We start from the raw sequence: 13753 nt of genomic DNA on the forward strand, positions 1-13753 counted from the left end.
TTTGCCGTAAGGATTTGCCATGACCGATCTTCACAACACCTCCACCGTATCCAAAACCGATGCGCCTGTTGTGCCCGAACGTGGCTCTACCACTTTGATGCATGGCATGGGGGACCGTTTGGGGGTGGATGTGGATCAGGCCGCGCGTGCGGGCATCATCGATGCGCCTGAGTTGTCGCAGATGGTCACGCGTTGCGGCAAATGCACCCAGCATGACGCCTGCATCTTGTGGATGGTCGAGCATCAAGAGACCCAAACTCATACCCCTGATTATTGCCTGAACACCAATGAGCTTAATTACATCCGTGCGGTGCAAAACGGCGCGCGCTAGTCGCTGTTCGCCTTTGCATGCGCGTCTGACATTCCCGCCTGACATTTGGCCTTGCGCCATATATACGCGTGGCCATGCAAACCTTTGATGGCATCATATCGGATCGTGGGTCAAAATACGCTGTCTCTGGCGGGCCTTGTACCTCTGCCACTGCGGCTAAGGCCTTTCTCAAAACCCTGTGTAAAACCAAAAAATTCGCCAAAGCCACCCATAACACTTGGGGACTTTTGGCGGGCGATACACCTATCAAAAATGATGACGGCGAATCTGGGGCGGGCATGGTGATTTTGCGGATGCTTGAGCGCGAAGGCTTGCACGATCACATCATAGTTGTGACACGTTGGTATGGGGGCAAGCACCTTGGTGGTGATCGCTTTCGCCATGTCCAAGACGCCGTGCGCTATTATTTGGACAATCGCACTACATAGCTTTGTGCGTACCTGTCGCCGACTACGCCAGCGTTTGCCGGACAATGCGAAATCTCGAAATTGCATATAGGGCAATTGGTGCTGAACTGCACTTTAATCTGGCTGGCGTCCGTCATCTGGCTGTCATGCGCTTGGGTCATACTGCTTATATAGTATGCATCCTGCGTAAATTCATGTCCCCCAATCTCTTAATCAACACCATGTCATCACGCGAAACGGTTTTTAGCATTTCATCCAATGATTGCATGCAAAGCTGACTTATATTTAAAAATGATTTGGATGTTTTATGCGAGACGGTATTCAAACACTTGTTGCGTTAGGGCCTGTGCCCAATCCCGACGATTCCGAATGGTATTGGACGACCTTTGAGGCTGCCGTTGACGGCATCGTTCCACCTGTCAGTGATCTCGAGGCCCAAGCGCTGTTGACGTTGTTTGGCCCTGAGGAAAGTCAAAACGGCTTTGGCTTGGCCTGTGCTTTGGTGCATTTGATCGAGACAGCCCCCACGCCTTGGCCCAAAGAGGAGCCTCAGGTCACCGATGGCTATTGGCTGCGGCTTCTGTATGCGCGCCAGCGCGGGGCCTGACTTTAACTTGTTTGATCGCCCTTATTTTGCGGCAACCTGTTCAATGGCCCCGCCAGATTCTTTCCACGCGCCAAAGCCGCCCTCGATATGGGAGATGTTTTCAAACCCCATATCTTGTGCCGTTTTTGCCGCCAGCGCGGATCGCCACGCTGAAGCGCAGTAAAACACAATCTGTTTCGCCTCGGCCAATGCGGGTTTGTGATAAGGACTAGATGGATCGATCCAAAACTCAAGCATCCCGCGCGGACAATGAAATGCGCCCTCGATCTTGCCTTCCCGCTCCAACTCGCGCCTGTCGCGCAGATCGACAATGAGCGTATCTGGGTCACCCACCAAATCGATAGCGAGTTCGGTCGGGATCGTAGAGATTTGGTCGTAAGCCTCACTCAGCAGGTCTTGATAGGTTTTGGTCATGGTGTTGCGCTCCCTTTTTGGGGGAGTTTGCTTGAATGTAAGTGGCAGCGTCAAGTGTATCACCCGAGCGATGCCCGCATCGCTCAGCGCCTGACCCTCCCCAAGGGAGGGCGCTTTCGCACCCACCCAGGGTCAGGCGCTGGACATCACCGATGTAGTGACCATAATTGCCATCATTGAAGTGAGGGAACTATGGAATTTATCAAAGAATTTTTGGACGAAGGCCGCTCACGGATTAAGAGCAATGTGTTTGTTTCAGTCGTATTTGCCTTTGTTGTGTTGAACTGGCAATCGCTATACTTTGTCGCTTTTGAAAATACTGACGCGTTGTCGAAGTTTAAGTTCTTTGAAGACAATGCAAATTGGCAATCGCTTTACTTATATCCGCTCGTTGTCGGTTCTCTGCTCGCAGTTGGTCTGCCTTTCGTCAATAATATGGCTCATTGGGCAGTTAGTTGGGCAATCAATGAAACGAGAAGTCGAGATGATGAATATACGCACAAGCGATTGAAAAAGAAGAATGAATGGGAAGAAGTGCGCTTGCATGAAAGGGCACTGTATGCAGAAGGATTGATTTCTGAGGCGCAAATTGAGCAAAAAATTGATCAGACGATTGATGATCCGAATGTGCGTGAGCAAATAAAGTTAAAGCTGGATAAAGAAAACGTAGACCGCCGGACAAAATTGAACAATTTACAGACCAGTTATAAGAATATGCGGGTACGATTGGATCGAGTTGACGATGAAATAGCTGATAAAAAGGCAGCCATCGTAAACGTAAAAACGCAGAGTATGATGACTATAGGTTCATCGAATTCGCAACATACGGTTCTAGAAAAAGAAATTAATAGGCTGGTGAATGAAAAGGCGAAGCTGGAACTTGATTTGGAAACGGTCAAAGTCGAGTTGTCTAAGCTCTGATTGGTCTATGCCGAATTAACCCAGCGCTCCGACCCTGTCGGGTCTTACGCGCGTTGCCTCCGAAAAATGATACCCCAGATCAAATGCACCCTGCGGCATCGCGTCTTTGACGCGCTGACGCGTGCGCTTCGGAAAACGCTCCTCGAGCGTTTTCTAACGAAGTGCACCCCACAAATCATACTCATTCGCCTCATCAACCTCGACGGTCACCAAATCCCCCACGCTCAAACCTTGCGTGTCCTCATCAATAAATAAGTTCCCATCAATCTCGGGCGCATCGGCTTTGGTGCGGCAGGTGGCGATGCCGTCTTCGTCAATATCGTCGACAATAACCTGCATCGTTTGACCGACTTTGGCGGCCAGTTTGGCCTCAGAAATGGCCTGAGACTTTTCCATAAACCTGTTCCAGCGGTCTTGTTTGACCTCTTCAGCCACGTGATCAGGCAGCGCGTTTGACCGCGCCCCATCGACGTTTTCATACTTAAAACAGCCCACGCGGTCCAAATTGGCTTCATCAAGCCAATCGAGCATATATTCAAATTCCGCCTCGGTCTCGCCAGGGTAGCCCACGATAAAGGTGGACCGCAAAGTGATATCAGGACAATCACTGCGCCAAGCGGCAATTTCGTCCAGCACCTTGGCAGAGGCCGCAGGTCGCGCCATGCGTTTTAAAACATCAGGGTGGCCATGTTGGAACGGGATATCCAAGTAAGGCAAAATCGCGTTCGAGGTATCGGCCATGATCGGGATCAGATCGCGGACATGGGGATAGGGGTATACGTAATGAAGGCGCACCCACAGATCATCTGCAGCGCCAAGCTGGCCCAGCTCGCGGGTCAGATCGGTAATGTGGCTGCGCACCTCACGGTCTTTCCATGGGTGGGTGGAGTAACGACGGTCCAAGCCATAAGCCGAGGTATCTTGCGAAATCACCAGCAATTCTTTGACGCCAGCCTCAACCAGCTTTTCAGCCTCGCGCAAAATCCCATGCACAGGGCGCGACACCAATTTGCCGCGCATGTCAGGGATAATGCAGAATTTACAGGCGTGGTTGCAGCCTTCGGAGATTTTCAAATAGCTGAAATGACGGGGGGTGAGCGACACGCCACGCGCTGGCAGCAGGTCGATAAACGGATCAGGCGCCGGCGGCACAGCCAGATGCACAGCGTCCAAAACCTGCTCGTATTGATGTGGGCCAGTGACGGCCAAAACTTTCGGATGCACACCCGTGATGTACTCAGGCTCAGCACCCAAACAGCCCGTGACAATGACCTTGCCGTTCTCTTGCAAGGCTTCGCCAATCGCCTCAAGGCTTTCGGCCTTGGCACTGTCCAAGAACCCGCAGGTGTTGACCACAACCGCATCCGCGCCGACGTAATCGGGGGAAATGGCATAGCCCTCGGCACGCAGCCGCGTCAAAATCCGTTCACTGTCGACCAGTGCTTTGGGACAGCCCAAAGACACCATGCCGATTGTGGGCTGGTCTTGGCGTTTTTTGGTAATCGCGGCGTCAACAAGCGGTTGCGGGGCGAGATCGGGGCGGAGGCTGGGTGGGTTCTGGCTCATATCTCCATGTACTCCGATTGAATGCAGCGCGAAACCCCCGTCATGCGTGGTTTTACGTCTGCGAAGGTGATGAAGCGGCGTGTTACTAATGGCGTGTTATAAATAAAGGGGGCACGTGGCCCCCTTTGCGATCGTTATATGTTGCGCTGCAGATCACTGCTTAAGGCGCCATCCTGTTTTGAAAATCCAAGCCACAGCAGAGATGCAGAGAACCAAAAAGATAGAAATGGCAGCTAAGGATACGCCCACTGGCACGTCTGAGACTTCAAAGAAGGACCAACGAAAGCCTGAAATCAGGTAGAGTACAGGGTTGAATTTGACCAAGACTTCCCAAAATCCGGGCAACATATCAGCGGTATAAAACGCGCCGCCCAAGAACACCAATGGGGTCACAACCAGCAAGGGGATGATTTGCAATTGTTCGAAGTTGCTGGCCCAAATGCCAATGATAAACCCCAAAAGCGAAAAGCTGACAGCGGTCAAAACCAAGAACCCAAGCGCCCAAAACGGGTGGATAATGTGTAGATCGACAAAGAAGGTTGCCGTGGCCAAGATGACAAAAGCGATGATCATCGCCTTACTGGCGGCCGCGCCGACATAGCCGATCAGAATTTCGACAAAGGAAATAGGGGCTGTAAACAGCTCGAATATCGTGCCGGTGAACTTGGGGAAATAGATCCCGAAAGAGGCGTTGGACAAGGCTTGTTGCAACACTGTCAGCATGACCAGGCCGGGCACGATAAACGCGCCGTAACTGATGCCGCCGACCTCTTGAATGCGTCCGCCAATGGCTGCACCGAAGACCACGAAATACAGCACCGTGGACAAAACAGGTGACAAGATCGATTGGCTTAGTGTTCGGAAGAACCGTTTCATTTCAGATGTATAGATGGATTTAATGGCGAGCCAGTTCATGCTTTTTCCTCCACCAATGTTAAGAAAACGTCTTCAAGCGAACTTTGGTGGCTTTCCAAATCGCGCACCGAAATGCCCGCTGCGGCCAAATCAGAAATCATCCGCGTGATGCCTGTACGTTCGGCGCGGGTGTCGTAGGAATAGGTGAGGGTCATTTTGTCATCAGATAGTGTAAGGTCGTAATTCGACAGCGTGGATGGGGTGTCCGACAAAGGCTCGGTCAATGACAGTTTCAGCGTTTTTAGGCCAAAGCTTTGCATCAAGGTGGACGTGTCTTCCACCAGCAGGATTTTCCCTGAATTGATCACACCGATGCGGTCGGCCATTTCTTCGGCTTCCTCAATATAATGGGTGGTTAAAATGATGGTCACGCCCGCGTCACGCAGCTTGCGCACGACCTCCCACATGTCACGGCGCAAGGCCACATCAACGCCCGCTGTCGGCTCGTCCAGAAACAACACTTTGGGTTCATGCGACAAGGCTTTGGCGATCATCACGCGACGTTTCATCCCGCCAGAGAGTTCCATGTTTTTGGAATCCTTTTTGTCCCATAAAGACAGCGACCGCAGGATGCCTTCTAGATAGGCGTCATCGGGTTTGTATCCGAATAAGCCGCGAGTCATTTTGACCGAATTCCACACAGTCTCGAAAATATCGAGCGCGATTTCTTGTGGCACCAGTCCGATTTGCGCACGGGCTTTGCGTGGATCACGTTCGACGTCGCAACCCCCAACGCTGACCGTGCCGGATGTGATTTTGACCATGCCGCAAATCGCGCCGATCAACGTGGTTTTGCCCGCGCCATTGGGCCCAAGCAGAGCGATGATTTCGCCCTCTTCGATGTCTAAGTTCACTGCATCTAGGGCAGGTGTGCCCGAGGCATAGGTCTTAGTCAGGTCTTTGATCGAAATAATGGGCGCCATGGGGATTGGGCCTTTCACGCATTTGAAATTGTGTTTCTGCGTGCAAATTAAGCCCGCAAACGGTGTTTGGTAACCCCTTTGGCCGCACAGCTCAGCCGCTGTGAGCGCACAGAGTTATGGTTTTGGGTCTTTCTTTGTGCGTAGGTGCGAAGTGATCCCGTGGCGATTGGCCATGAAAAAAGCCGCCCAAATGAGCGGCCTTTTAAAATCTTATGTGCTGCGCGCCTTAGCGGCGACGATCACGGCGCGAAGACATCGGCTGGAAAGCCACGCCAACATGCGCTTCGCAATAGGGTTTGCCCGTTTGCGCAGGCAGGCCGCAGAACCAGAATTCTTCTGTTGCAGGATCACCGATAGGCCATTTGCAGGTCTTTTCGGTGAGTTCCATAACGGAAATCTTTTTGGCTTTCTTTTCAACCTCAGAGACTTTCGCCAAAGCTTCTGCTGGAATTTCATTGGCCGAAGGCTGCGGTGGCAAAGGTTGACCTGCGGGAATAATCGCGCGGCGCGCTGGCAGGTTGGGCCGTGGCGCTGGGGCGGCAGGTTCCGCAGGCGCGGCTGCCGCAGGTTTGGCCTTTGCTTTTGGTGCGGCAGTGCTTGCCTCGACCTTGGGTTTGGTGGCTGCCACTTTGGGTTTGGCCGCAGCCGGTTTTGCAGTTGCCGTTGTGCCAGCACGATTGGACAGGCCAAGGCGGTGCACTTTGCCGATCACGGCGTTGCGGGTGACACCACCAAGTTCCTTGGCGATTTGCGAGGCAGATTGGCCCTCGCCCCACATTTTTTTCAACAGCTCGACGCGCTCATCGGTCCAGGACATGGTCGTTCCTTGTACTTCGCACGGCCAAATCAACCAAAGGCCGTGGGCTATGCATCATTCGTGTCGCGGGCGGGTTACCCGCTCAATTGGCCTGCATCCCTACACCCAGCAGCGCGGACGAGCAAGCGCAGTTACGCGAAAGCCGGCCTTGCGCCTTTGTGCAAAGGGCTTTTGCGCAGGAAACTCTTTTAGAAGTCTTACCTCCTCTATTTTAAACAGGCTGAGACAGGTTACAAGCGCATGCAGCGACTCAGTAGAGGAATAAACGATGGCACAAGCAAAAAAATCGACACAATCGGGGCTTGCGACAGGGGCTGATGCCGAACTGGCAATGGGTGTGAGGCGGTTTGGTCGGGTGAACTGGCTGGGGTTGTACACTTTGGCGCTGCGCGAAGTGTTGCGGTTCACGACCGTTTGGACACAGACTTTGCTGGCACCTTTGATCACGGCAGGGTTGTTTTTGACCATTTTCACTCTCGCGATTGGTCCCAATCGGGGCGATGTGATGGGGGTGCCGTTTATTCACTTTCTAGCGCCTGGCATTTTGACGATGACGGTGATCCAGAACGCTTTCACCAATACGTCGTCGTCTTTGTTGGTGTCGAAAATTCAGGGCAATATCGTCGATACTTTGATGCCGCCCTTGTCGCCACTTGAATTGGTCTTGGGCTATATGGCTGGTGCCTTGGCGCGCGGGCTGGTTGTAGCGATTGCGATCTGGGCGGGCATGGCCTTGGCTGTCGGTCTAGGCTTGGTGCATCCTATATATACGTTGATCTTTATCACTTTGGGCGCTTTGATGCTGGGCGGGCTTGGCGTGATCGCAGGCATCGTTTCGCAAAAATTCGATCAGATGGCCGCAATCACCAATTTTATAATCACGCCTTTGGCGTTTTTGTCAGGCACTTTTTATTCGGTCGAAGGCTTGCCTGCGTGGTTTCGTGGGATCACCCATTTTAACCCCGTGTTCTATCTGATCGATGGGGTGCGTTACGGCATCATTGGTCGCTCTGATTCCTCGCCAGTGTTGGGCTTGGTGATTGTGGGTTCTGTGACCTTCGCGATCTTGCTGGCCTGTTGGGTGCTGTTCAGGCGCGGCACGAAGTTGAAATCGTAGATTTTCGGGGATTTTCTGACGACATAAAAGGCTGTGGGGCTGCATGAAAATGTGCGGTCTCAACCCTATTTTTGCCCGATTTACATGACATATTGCCCTCATTCATAGATGAGGACGCGTGTTGAGTATGGCATTTTTTAGGATTTTAAACCTGTCAAAGCGGGCTATTTCTCTGAGGGTTCTCGTATCAATCACCCTGTGCACAGGCCTTATGGGGCCGCTGCACGCACAGACCGCTGACACCCAAGCCAAAGACCTCGATCGTTTGGATCGACGCGCCGAATTGATCGGTTGGGAAGGTGTCGGGCGGTTGGATGTCGCAGGCATTGGCACCTGTAGCGGCGCGTTGATTGCGCCGGATTTGGTGCTGACGGCGGCACATTGCGTGGTCTATGAGAACAGTCAGACGACCATTGATCCGAAAAGCATTTTGTTTCGCGCAGGTCTGCGCAATGGGGAATTTATAGCGGCTTCGCGCGGGCAACAGGTGGCTGTGTCGCCAGACTATTTCAATGGCGCAAAGGTCACGGGCGCAATGGTGCGCAAAGATGTGGCGTTGATCCAATTGGCCAATCCTATTGCGCGCTCTTTGGCGACGCCTTTCGCACTGCACAGCTCTGGCATAAAAAACGGCGAATTGGCGGTCGCGTCCTACGGGCAGGGACGCAATGGTGCTTTGTCAGTGCAACGCGCCTGCAATGTTCTGACCTACGCGCAAGGCCTGTTGGACTTTGATTGTGATATCACGTTTGGGTCCTCTGGCGCGCCTGTGTTCGCCTTGGACGGGGGGCGCAAACGTATCGTGTCTGTGGTCTCTGCCGGTTCAACCCGTGGCAGTCGCAGCGTCGGCCATGGCATGTCTTTGCTCGACATTGTGCCGGCTTTGAAACGCCAGATTGCCAGCGGATCTTACAGCGCAGCCCCAAAACCTGTGGTGACGCGGCGTATTTCTGTGGGCGGATCATCGGGCGGCGCACGTGCAGTGGGCAATTCGAAATTCCTGTCAGCCAATTGATGCGCCGACCCATTCGGGGAACGTTTTTGCGGGAACTGTCACTTGGTCTTTCCCCTTAGATCGGCTTTGGGGTATCGCTATGGAAATGCGAACCACCGGAGCCCTTCATGACCGACCAAGCCACATCGCCTTTCCCCGCCGACTTTCCGCCTTTGGCGCATCAGGCCTATGGCTATTTTGATCAAGGGCTAGAGCTTGCAAAAAGCTGGTTGCTCAGTCCCGCTGCGTGGTCACAATTTGCGTTGCTTGTCGTGGCTTACGTTTTGGCGCGCTATCTGGCGGGTAAATTGATGCCCAAAGTCAGCCGTTTTCTAACGCCAAAGGATGACGAGGCCAAAGGGGTGCTTGTTGAAGCGCGCCGCTTTGCCGTGTTGTTCTTGCCATTGGGGTTGCCGCTTTTGGCCTATGTTCTCACCGGTCTTGGCGAAGGCGTCACGCGGTCGATCTTTGGCTCTGGCGCTGTGATCGCCTTTGGCAAACGGGTGTTTTTGCTGCTCGCTGTGCGCGCCTTGGTGCAGTCGATCCTGAAAGATCCGTTCCTCAAGTTGTTGGGTAAATTCGCTTTGATGCCCATCGCGATTTTATACACTTTGGGTCTGCTTGATCCGGTGATGTTGAAGCTGTCAGAGACGATTGTGGGCGCTGGCAACATCCAGTTTTCGCTGTTGTCGGTTATTCGCGGTGTAATCGCTGGGTCGATTTTGTTTTGGCTGGGGCGTTGGTCCACAGGGCAAAGCCGCAGTTATATCATCGCCCAAGACAGTATGCGTCCCGCGACGCGTGAATTGGCGTCCAAAGCCGCCGAGATCACCATTTTTGGCCTGTCGTTTTTGTTGCTTATGAACATCATGGGTATCAATCTGTCGACCTTGGCCGTGCTTGGAGGTGCCATCGGTGTCGGTATCGGTTTTGGTCTGCAACGTATCGCGTCGAACTTTATCTCTGGTGTGATTTTGTTGCTTGAGGGCCAAGCCACTGTGGGCGATTACGTTGAACTGGATGGAGGCGAAAAGGGCAAAATCGTCAAAATGACCGCCCGTGCAGCCATTCTAGAGACCTTTGATGGCCGTTGGATCGTGGTGCCCAATGAGGATTTCATCACCACCCGCGTGGTGAATTACTCTGATAGCGGCTCTGCCAATCGGTTCGAAGTGGCGTTTTCCGTGTCATATGACACGGACATCAACACCGTTCCTGCCCTGATCGAAGCGGCCGTGTCGACCCATCCTGATATCCTTGATCTGCCCTATCCGCCCGATTGCGAGCTGCGGGGCTTTGGCGACAGCGGCATCGATTTCGGGGTGGAGTTCTGGGTCAACGGCTTGGACGATGGCGACAATAAGTATTCGTCAGATGTGCTATTCTTGATCTGGAATGCGCTCAAAGACAACAACATCGAAATCCCATATCCGCATCAAGTTGTGGAATTCAAAAACGGGTTACCGAAATAAATCTTTAGCGCGGTGCCATTGGTGCCGCGCTGCCTTAGGCTGACACCGTCACCGCATAGCCAAACCTTGCCTCACCGCCCGCCGCCAGCGTGGTGCTGTTGGGGCGTTCAGCGATTTGGTGGCTGTCGCCAACATAAGGCGCAGTGCCGTGCCAAGGCTCGATGCATAAAAACGGTGCCCCAAGGGGTCGCCAAAGCGCCAAATCAGGCAGGTTTGTAAATTCAAAGTCAAGCGCGATACCCTTGCGTGACGTGTTGCCTGGGCCATAGCGCAGCGCCCGCGCGCCGTTGGGAAATACCAATGCGTCTTTGGCAAACATCTCATCGCGCAGCTCTAAATCGCCCTCAGTGAAAGGGCTTTCAATCACTTCCACGCGCAGCAAGCCATCGTCTATTTTGCGCATGTCAGGGCTGGATGCATCCGCCAGCGTCACGTGATGCGCGTCTGATCCCGCATGGGGCAGGGGAAAGCGAAACGCTGGATGAAACCCGAACCCGAACGGCATCGGCCTGTCACCTGTGTTGCGTATTATTGCGCTGACATGCAGCGTCGCGCCCTTGATTTCATGCGCCAGTTCCAGATCAAAATCAAACGGATAGACGGCGCGTGTTTCATCGCTTTGGGTCAACAAATGTCGACACATCGTTTCTGTCTGCTCAACCACTTCAAACACTGAGCGACGGGCAAAACCGTGCTGTTTCATCGGCGCTGTATGGTCACCCACTGCGATCATGTCCTCTGGCGCGCGGCCCACTATGGGAAACAAAACCGGCGCGCGCCCCGTCCAATAAGTAGCATCGCCAGACCACAACAAATCATCACCCGCACTCGTACGCAGATATTGCATTTCCGCTCCCAAAGGTGCGACAGACAGTGACAGGTGATCATTCTTCAACAGGCAATCAGACGACATAAAAGCGCGAGACCTTGTGTATAGGGTGAGGTGTTTCAACCATTTCTTACCGCAAGATCATTGAGGATCAAACCTGTATCAAGCCGTTCTACACAGAATTAAATGTAGGCGATAAAGCTGCCGCTTTGCTGTGCAAGATGTCAGATTTGAAATCATTTTAAAGTCTTGTATGCCCATAGAAACTGCGCCAAAGTTTACGCGACATTTAGGGGATATGTATTATGGCGTTGTCAGAAATTCTCACTTTTGCTCTTGTAGCAAGCCTGCTTGTTATGTCGCCCGGTCCAAATGGTGTCTTGATCGCGCGAACAGTTCCAACGTCAGGGCGCAAGGCGGGGTTTGCAAATGTAGCGGGATTCGTGACGGGTTTTTATTTGCATGGTGTGATGGCGATACTGGGGATTTCAGTTATTTTGGTCCAGTCAGCTACGGCTTTCTCTATAGTGAAATACCTTGGAGCAGCTTACTTGTGTTGGATAGGACTCAAATCCCTGATCGCGGCATGGAAAGGTGTCGATGCGGCAATAAATGTCCTGCCTGCCGCCCAGAAGCATACTTTGCTTAAAGCTTATGTTGATGGGTTGCTTACAAACGCGCTGAATCCGAAAGTCTCGATGTTTTATCTCGCGGCTTTCCCTCAGTTTATCACGTTGGGTGAGACATCTGCTATCTCTTCATTCACGCTGGTCTTTATTCATTCTATGATCAACGCAATCTGGTTCAGTGCAATGGTCCTTGTGATGTCCCGCCTGACCACGTTTACTCGTCACGAGAGGTTCCAAAGGGGACTTAAGGGTGTCACAGGAGTCGTTTTCATTGGTTTTGGTGCGAAGCTCGCAAGCTTCAAGCCAAGCATATAAAAATACCCCCAACTGGCGGCTTCGTCCGTATCGCAAACATTTTTTACAACAGGTGATGCGCCTCGCTCTGAAACCCTTTGACAGATCGCCCGTGCTCGCCTATCAGCGCCGTATGAACACAGCGCAGACATATATTCGCTCTATCCGACGAGGCCGATAAACCGGTTCCCGTCCGTTCATCCGTGCCGATTGCGGCACAAATCCTGCGAAAATCTCGCATACCCCGTAAAAATCAATCTCTCATTGTTGACAGCCGCGCGCTTGCAGGTCACCCATTGATCTTTCGCAGACGGCCAATACACCTTTAAAGGACCACGACCATGATTTCGTCCGTACTTCCGACCTACAACAGGGCTCCTCTTTCATTTGTCAAAGGCGAGGGCTCTTGGCTGATCGAGGCTGATGGACGACGCTTTTTGGATATGGGCGCAGGTATCGCGGTGAACACGCTGGGGCATGCCAACCCAGAGTTGGCGCAGGTTCTGAAAGATCAAGCTGACACCCTGTGGCATGTCTCGAACCTGTATAAAATTCCGGCACAGCAAAATCTGGCGGATAGACTTGTCGATAGCACCTTTGCCGACACCTGTTTTTTCACCAATTCCGGCACCGAGACCGCAGAGCTGGCGATCAAAATGGCGCGCAAATACTGGTACGACAAAGGCCATCCCGAAAAGATCGAAATCATCAGTTTCGATGGCTGTTTCCATGGCCGGTCTACAGCTGCGATTGCCGCTTCTGAGGCTGATAAAATGACCAAAGGATTCGGTCCATTGATGCCTGGTTTCGTGCATCTGCCGTTTGGTGATTTGGACGCCCTCAAGGCCGCGATCAGCCCCAACACAGCCGCGATTTTGGTTGAACCTATTCAGGGCGAGGGTGGCATTCGCGCCTTGCCTGATAATATGCTCAAAGACATGCGCGCGCTGTGTGACGCGCAAGATGTACTGCTTGTTTTGGACGAAGTGCAATGTGGTGTGGCGCGCACAGGCAAACTGTTTGCCCATGAATGGGCGGGCATCACGCCGGACATTATGATGATCGCCAAAGGCATCGGTGGCGGCTTTCCTTTGGGAGCTGTTTTGGCCACTGAAGATGCTGCCAGCGGCATGGTCGCGGGCACGCATGGGTCTACTTATGGTGGCAATCCTTTGGGCTGCGCTGTGGGGGGGAAGGTCATGGAGATCGTCTCTGATCCTGCCTTTCTGGCCGAAGTGAACCGCAAGGCCGCTTTGCTGAACCAAAAACTCGAAGGCCTGATCGCAAGCCATCCCGATGTGTTTGAAGCCGTGCGTGGGCAGGGCCTTATGGTCGGTCTCAAGTGCAAGATTGCGCCCATTGATATGGTCAACGCTGCTTATGCGCAAAATCTTTTGACCGTGCCTGCTGCTGACAATGTGCTGCGCTTGCTGCCACCGTTGAATATTTCCGACGAGGACATCGCCGAGGCCGTCAAACGCCTTGATGCGGCGGCTTCCTCCCTTTGATCTGCTGAT

At 52.9% G+C, this 13753-nt stretch carries 15 protein-coding genes; 9 read left to right on the top strand and 6 right to left on the bottom strand.

Annotation, left to right across the window (positions count from 1 at the left end; genetic code table 11):
* The first annotated feature begins 19 nt into the window (after nucleotides 1–19).
* From KO503_RS01810 to KO503_RS01820, 3 genes are all read left to right on the top strand, one after another.
* Nucleotides 20–331, top strand: a complete 312-nt coding sequence (locus KO503_RS01810; RefSeq protein ID WP_215989884.1) for a DUF6455 family protein — start codon at nucleotides 20–22, stop codon at nucleotides 329–331.
* Nucleotides 332–405: 74 nt separating this feature from the next.
* Nucleotides 406–759: a YigZ family protein gene (locus KO503_RS01815; RefSeq protein ID WP_215989885.1), complete on the top strand. Its 354-nt coding sequence runs from the start codon at nucleotides 406–408 to the stop codon at nucleotides 757–759.
* Between the two features lie 286 nt (nucleotides 760–1045).
* A complete protein-coding gene (locus KO503_RS01820; protein WP_215989886.1) occupies nucleotides 1046–1345 on the top strand; it encodes a hypothetical protein in 300 nt (99 codons plus the stop codon).
* Nucleotides 1346–1366: 21 nt separating this feature from the next.
* Here the strand turns inward: KO503_RS01820 and KO503_RS01825 are convergent, their stop codons facing one another.
* Nucleotides 1367–1759 carry a rhodanese-like domain-containing protein gene (locus KO503_RS01825; RefSeq protein WP_215989887.1) on the bottom strand — a complete coding sequence of 131 codons (393 nt, stop codon included), beginning with the start codon at nucleotides 1757–1759 and terminating at the stop codon, nucleotides 1367–1369.
* A gap of 192 nt (nucleotides 1760–1951) precedes the next feature.
* On the opposite strand from KO503_RS01825, the gene KO503_RS01830 reads away from it, so the two are divergent.
* Nucleotides 1952–2680 carry a hypothetical protein gene (locus KO503_RS01830; RefSeq protein WP_215989888.1) on the top strand — a complete coding sequence of 243 codons (729 nt, stop codon included), beginning with the start codon at nucleotides 1952–1954 and terminating at the stop codon, nucleotides 2678–2680.
* Between the two features lie 153 nt (nucleotides 2681–2833).
* Here the strand turns inward: KO503_RS01830 and rimO are convergent, their stop codons facing one another.
* From rimO to KO503_RS01850, 4 genes are all read right to left on the bottom strand, one after another.
* Nucleotides 2834–4246, bottom strand: a complete 1413-nt coding sequence (rimO, locus tag KO503_RS01835; RefSeq protein ID WP_215989889.1) for a 30S ribosomal protein S12 methylthiotransferase RimO — start codon at nucleotides 4244–4246, stop codon at nucleotides 2834–2836.
* Nucleotides 4247–4399: 153 nt separating this feature from the next.
* The gene (locus KO503_RS01840) at nucleotides 4400–5161 is read right to left on the bottom strand and encodes an ABC transporter permease (RefSeq protein WP_215989890.1); all 762 of its coding nucleotides are present in this window, start codon (nucleotides 5159–5161) and stop codon (nucleotides 4400–4402) included.
* Entirely contained in the window at nucleotides 5158–6084 is a 927-nt protein-coding gene (locus KO503_RS01845; protein WP_215989891.1) for an ABC transporter ATP-binding protein, read from the bottom strand. The genes KO503_RS01840 and KO503_RS01845 overlap by 4 nt, the downstream gene beginning before the upstream one ends.
* Nucleotides 6085–6310: 226 nt before the next feature.
* Nucleotides 6311–6901, bottom strand: coding sequence for a GcrA family cell cycle regulator (locus tag KO503_RS01850; RefSeq protein ID WP_215989892.1), 591 nt, complete (start codon nucleotides 6899–6901; stop codon nucleotides 6311–6313).
* 331 nt (nucleotides 6902–7232) lie between these two features.
* On the opposite strand from KO503_RS01850, the gene KO503_RS01855 reads away from it, so the two are divergent.
* The 3 genes from KO503_RS01855 to KO503_RS01865 all read left to right on the top strand — a co-directional run bounded on the left by KO503_RS01855 (nucleotide 7233) and on the right by KO503_RS01865 (nucleotide 10484).
* Nucleotides 7233–8018, top strand: a complete 786-nt coding sequence (locus KO503_RS01855) for an ABC transporter permease (protein ID WP_436836502.1) — start codon at nucleotides 7233–7235, stop codon at nucleotides 8016–8018.
* 127 nt (nucleotides 8019–8145) lie between these two features.
* Nucleotides 8146–9033 carry a trypsin-like serine peptidase gene (locus KO503_RS01860; RefSeq protein WP_215989894.1) on the top strand — a complete coding sequence of 296 codons (888 nt, stop codon included), beginning with the start codon at nucleotides 8146–8148 and terminating at the stop codon, nucleotides 9031–9033.
* A 107-nt stretch (nucleotides 9034–9140) separates the two neighbouring features.
* The gene (locus tag KO503_RS01865) at nucleotides 9141–10484 is read left to right on the top strand and encodes a mechanosensitive ion channel family protein (protein WP_215989895.1); all 1344 of its coding nucleotides are present in this window, start codon (nucleotides 9141–9143) and stop codon (nucleotides 10482–10484) included.
* A gap of 34 nt (nucleotides 10485–10518) precedes the next feature.
* Here KO503_RS01865 and KO503_RS01870 read toward each other — a convergent pair whose 3' ends face one another.
* Nucleotides 10519–11397 carry an aldose 1-epimerase family protein gene (locus tag KO503_RS01870; RefSeq protein ID WP_215989896.1) on the bottom strand — a complete coding sequence of 293 codons (879 nt, stop codon included), beginning with the start codon at nucleotides 11395–11397 and terminating at the stop codon, nucleotides 10519–10521.
* 221 nt (nucleotides 11398–11618) lie between these two features.
* On the opposite strand from KO503_RS01870, the gene KO503_RS01875 reads away from it, so the two are divergent.
* Both KO503_RS01875 and KO503_RS01880 read left to right on the top strand, forming a co-directional pair.
* Nucleotides 11619–12257, top strand: coding sequence for a LysE family translocator (locus tag KO503_RS01875; RefSeq protein ID WP_215989897.1), 639 nt, complete (start codon nucleotides 11619–11621; stop codon nucleotides 12255–12257).
* Between the two features lie 320 nt (nucleotides 12258–12577).
* The gene (locus tag KO503_RS01880) at nucleotides 12578–13744 is read left to right on the top strand and encodes an aspartate aminotransferase family protein (RefSeq protein ID WP_215989898.1); all 1167 of its coding nucleotides are present in this window, start codon (nucleotides 12578–12580) and stop codon (nucleotides 13742–13744) included.
* Nucleotides 13745–13753: the final 9 nt, after the last annotated feature.

Source organism: Pacificibacter marinus, from assembly GCF_018860505.1.
Lineage (GTDB): Bacteria > Pseudomonadota > Alphaproteobacteria > Rhodobacterales > Rhodobacteraceae > Celeribacter > Celeribacter marinus_B.

What these genes read in the sequence shown, in the direction of transcription:
- KO503_RS01830 (WP_215989888.1), top strand. Translation starts at nt 1,952, where the DNA reads ATGGAATTTATCAAAGAATTTTTGGACGAAGGCCGCTCACGGATTAAG.
- KO503_RS01850 (WP_215989892.1), bottom strand. Translation starts at nt 6,901, where the DNA reads ATGTCCTGGACCGATGAGCGCGTCGAGCTGTTGAAAAAAATGTGGGGC.
- KO503_RS01825 (WP_215989887.1), bottom strand. Translation starts at nt 1,759, where the DNA reads ATGACCAAAACCTATCAAGACCTGCTGAGTGAGGCTTACGACCAAATC.
- KO503_RS01880 (WP_215989898.1), top strand. Translation starts at nt 12,578, where the DNA reads ATGATTTCGTCCGTACTTCCGACCTACAACAGGGCTCCTCTTTCATTT.
- KO503_RS01870 (WP_215989896.1), bottom strand. Translation starts at nt 11,397, where the DNA reads ATGTCGTCTGATTGCCTGTTGAAGAATGATCACCTGTCACTGTCTGTC.
- KO503_RS01855 (WP_436836502.1), top strand. Translation starts at nt 7,233, where the DNA reads ATGGGTGTGAGGCGGTTTGGTCGGGTGAACTGGCTGGGGTTGTACACT.
- KO503_RS01810 (WP_215989884.1), top strand. Translation starts at nt 20, where the DNA reads ATGACCGATCTTCACAACACCTCCACCGTATCCAAAACCGATGCGCCT.
- KO503_RS01860 (WP_215989894.1), top strand. Translation starts at nt 8,146, where the DNA reads ATGGCATTTTTTAGGATTTTAAACCTGTCAAAGCGGGCTATTTCTCTG.
- rimO (WP_215989889.1), bottom strand. Translation starts at nt 4,246, where the DNA reads ATGAGCCAGAACCCACCCAGCCTCCGCCCCGATCTCGCCCCGCAACCG.
- KO503_RS01815 (WP_215989885.1), top strand. Translation starts at nt 406, where the DNA reads ATGCAAACCTTTGATGGCATCATATCGGATCGTGGGTCAAAATACGCT.
- KO503_RS01865 (WP_215989895.1), top strand. Translation starts at nt 9,141, where the DNA reads ATGACCGACCAAGCCACATCGCCTTTCCCCGCCGACTTTCCGCCTTTG.
- KO503_RS01845 (WP_215989891.1), bottom strand. Translation starts at nt 6,084, where the DNA reads ATGGCGCCCATTATTTCGATCAAAGACCTGACTAAGACCTATGCCTCG.
- KO503_RS01820 (WP_215989886.1), top strand. Translation starts at nt 1,046, where the DNA reads ATGCGAGACGGTATTCAAACACTTGTTGCGTTAGGGCCTGTGCCCAAT.
- KO503_RS01875 (WP_215989897.1), top strand. Translation starts at nt 11,619, where the DNA reads ATGGCGTTGTCAGAAATTCTCACTTTTGCTCTTGTAGCAAGCCTGCTT.
- KO503_RS01840 (WP_215989890.1), bottom strand. Translation starts at nt 5,161, where the DNA reads ATGAACTGGCTCGCCATTAAATCCATCTATACATCTGAAATGAAACGG.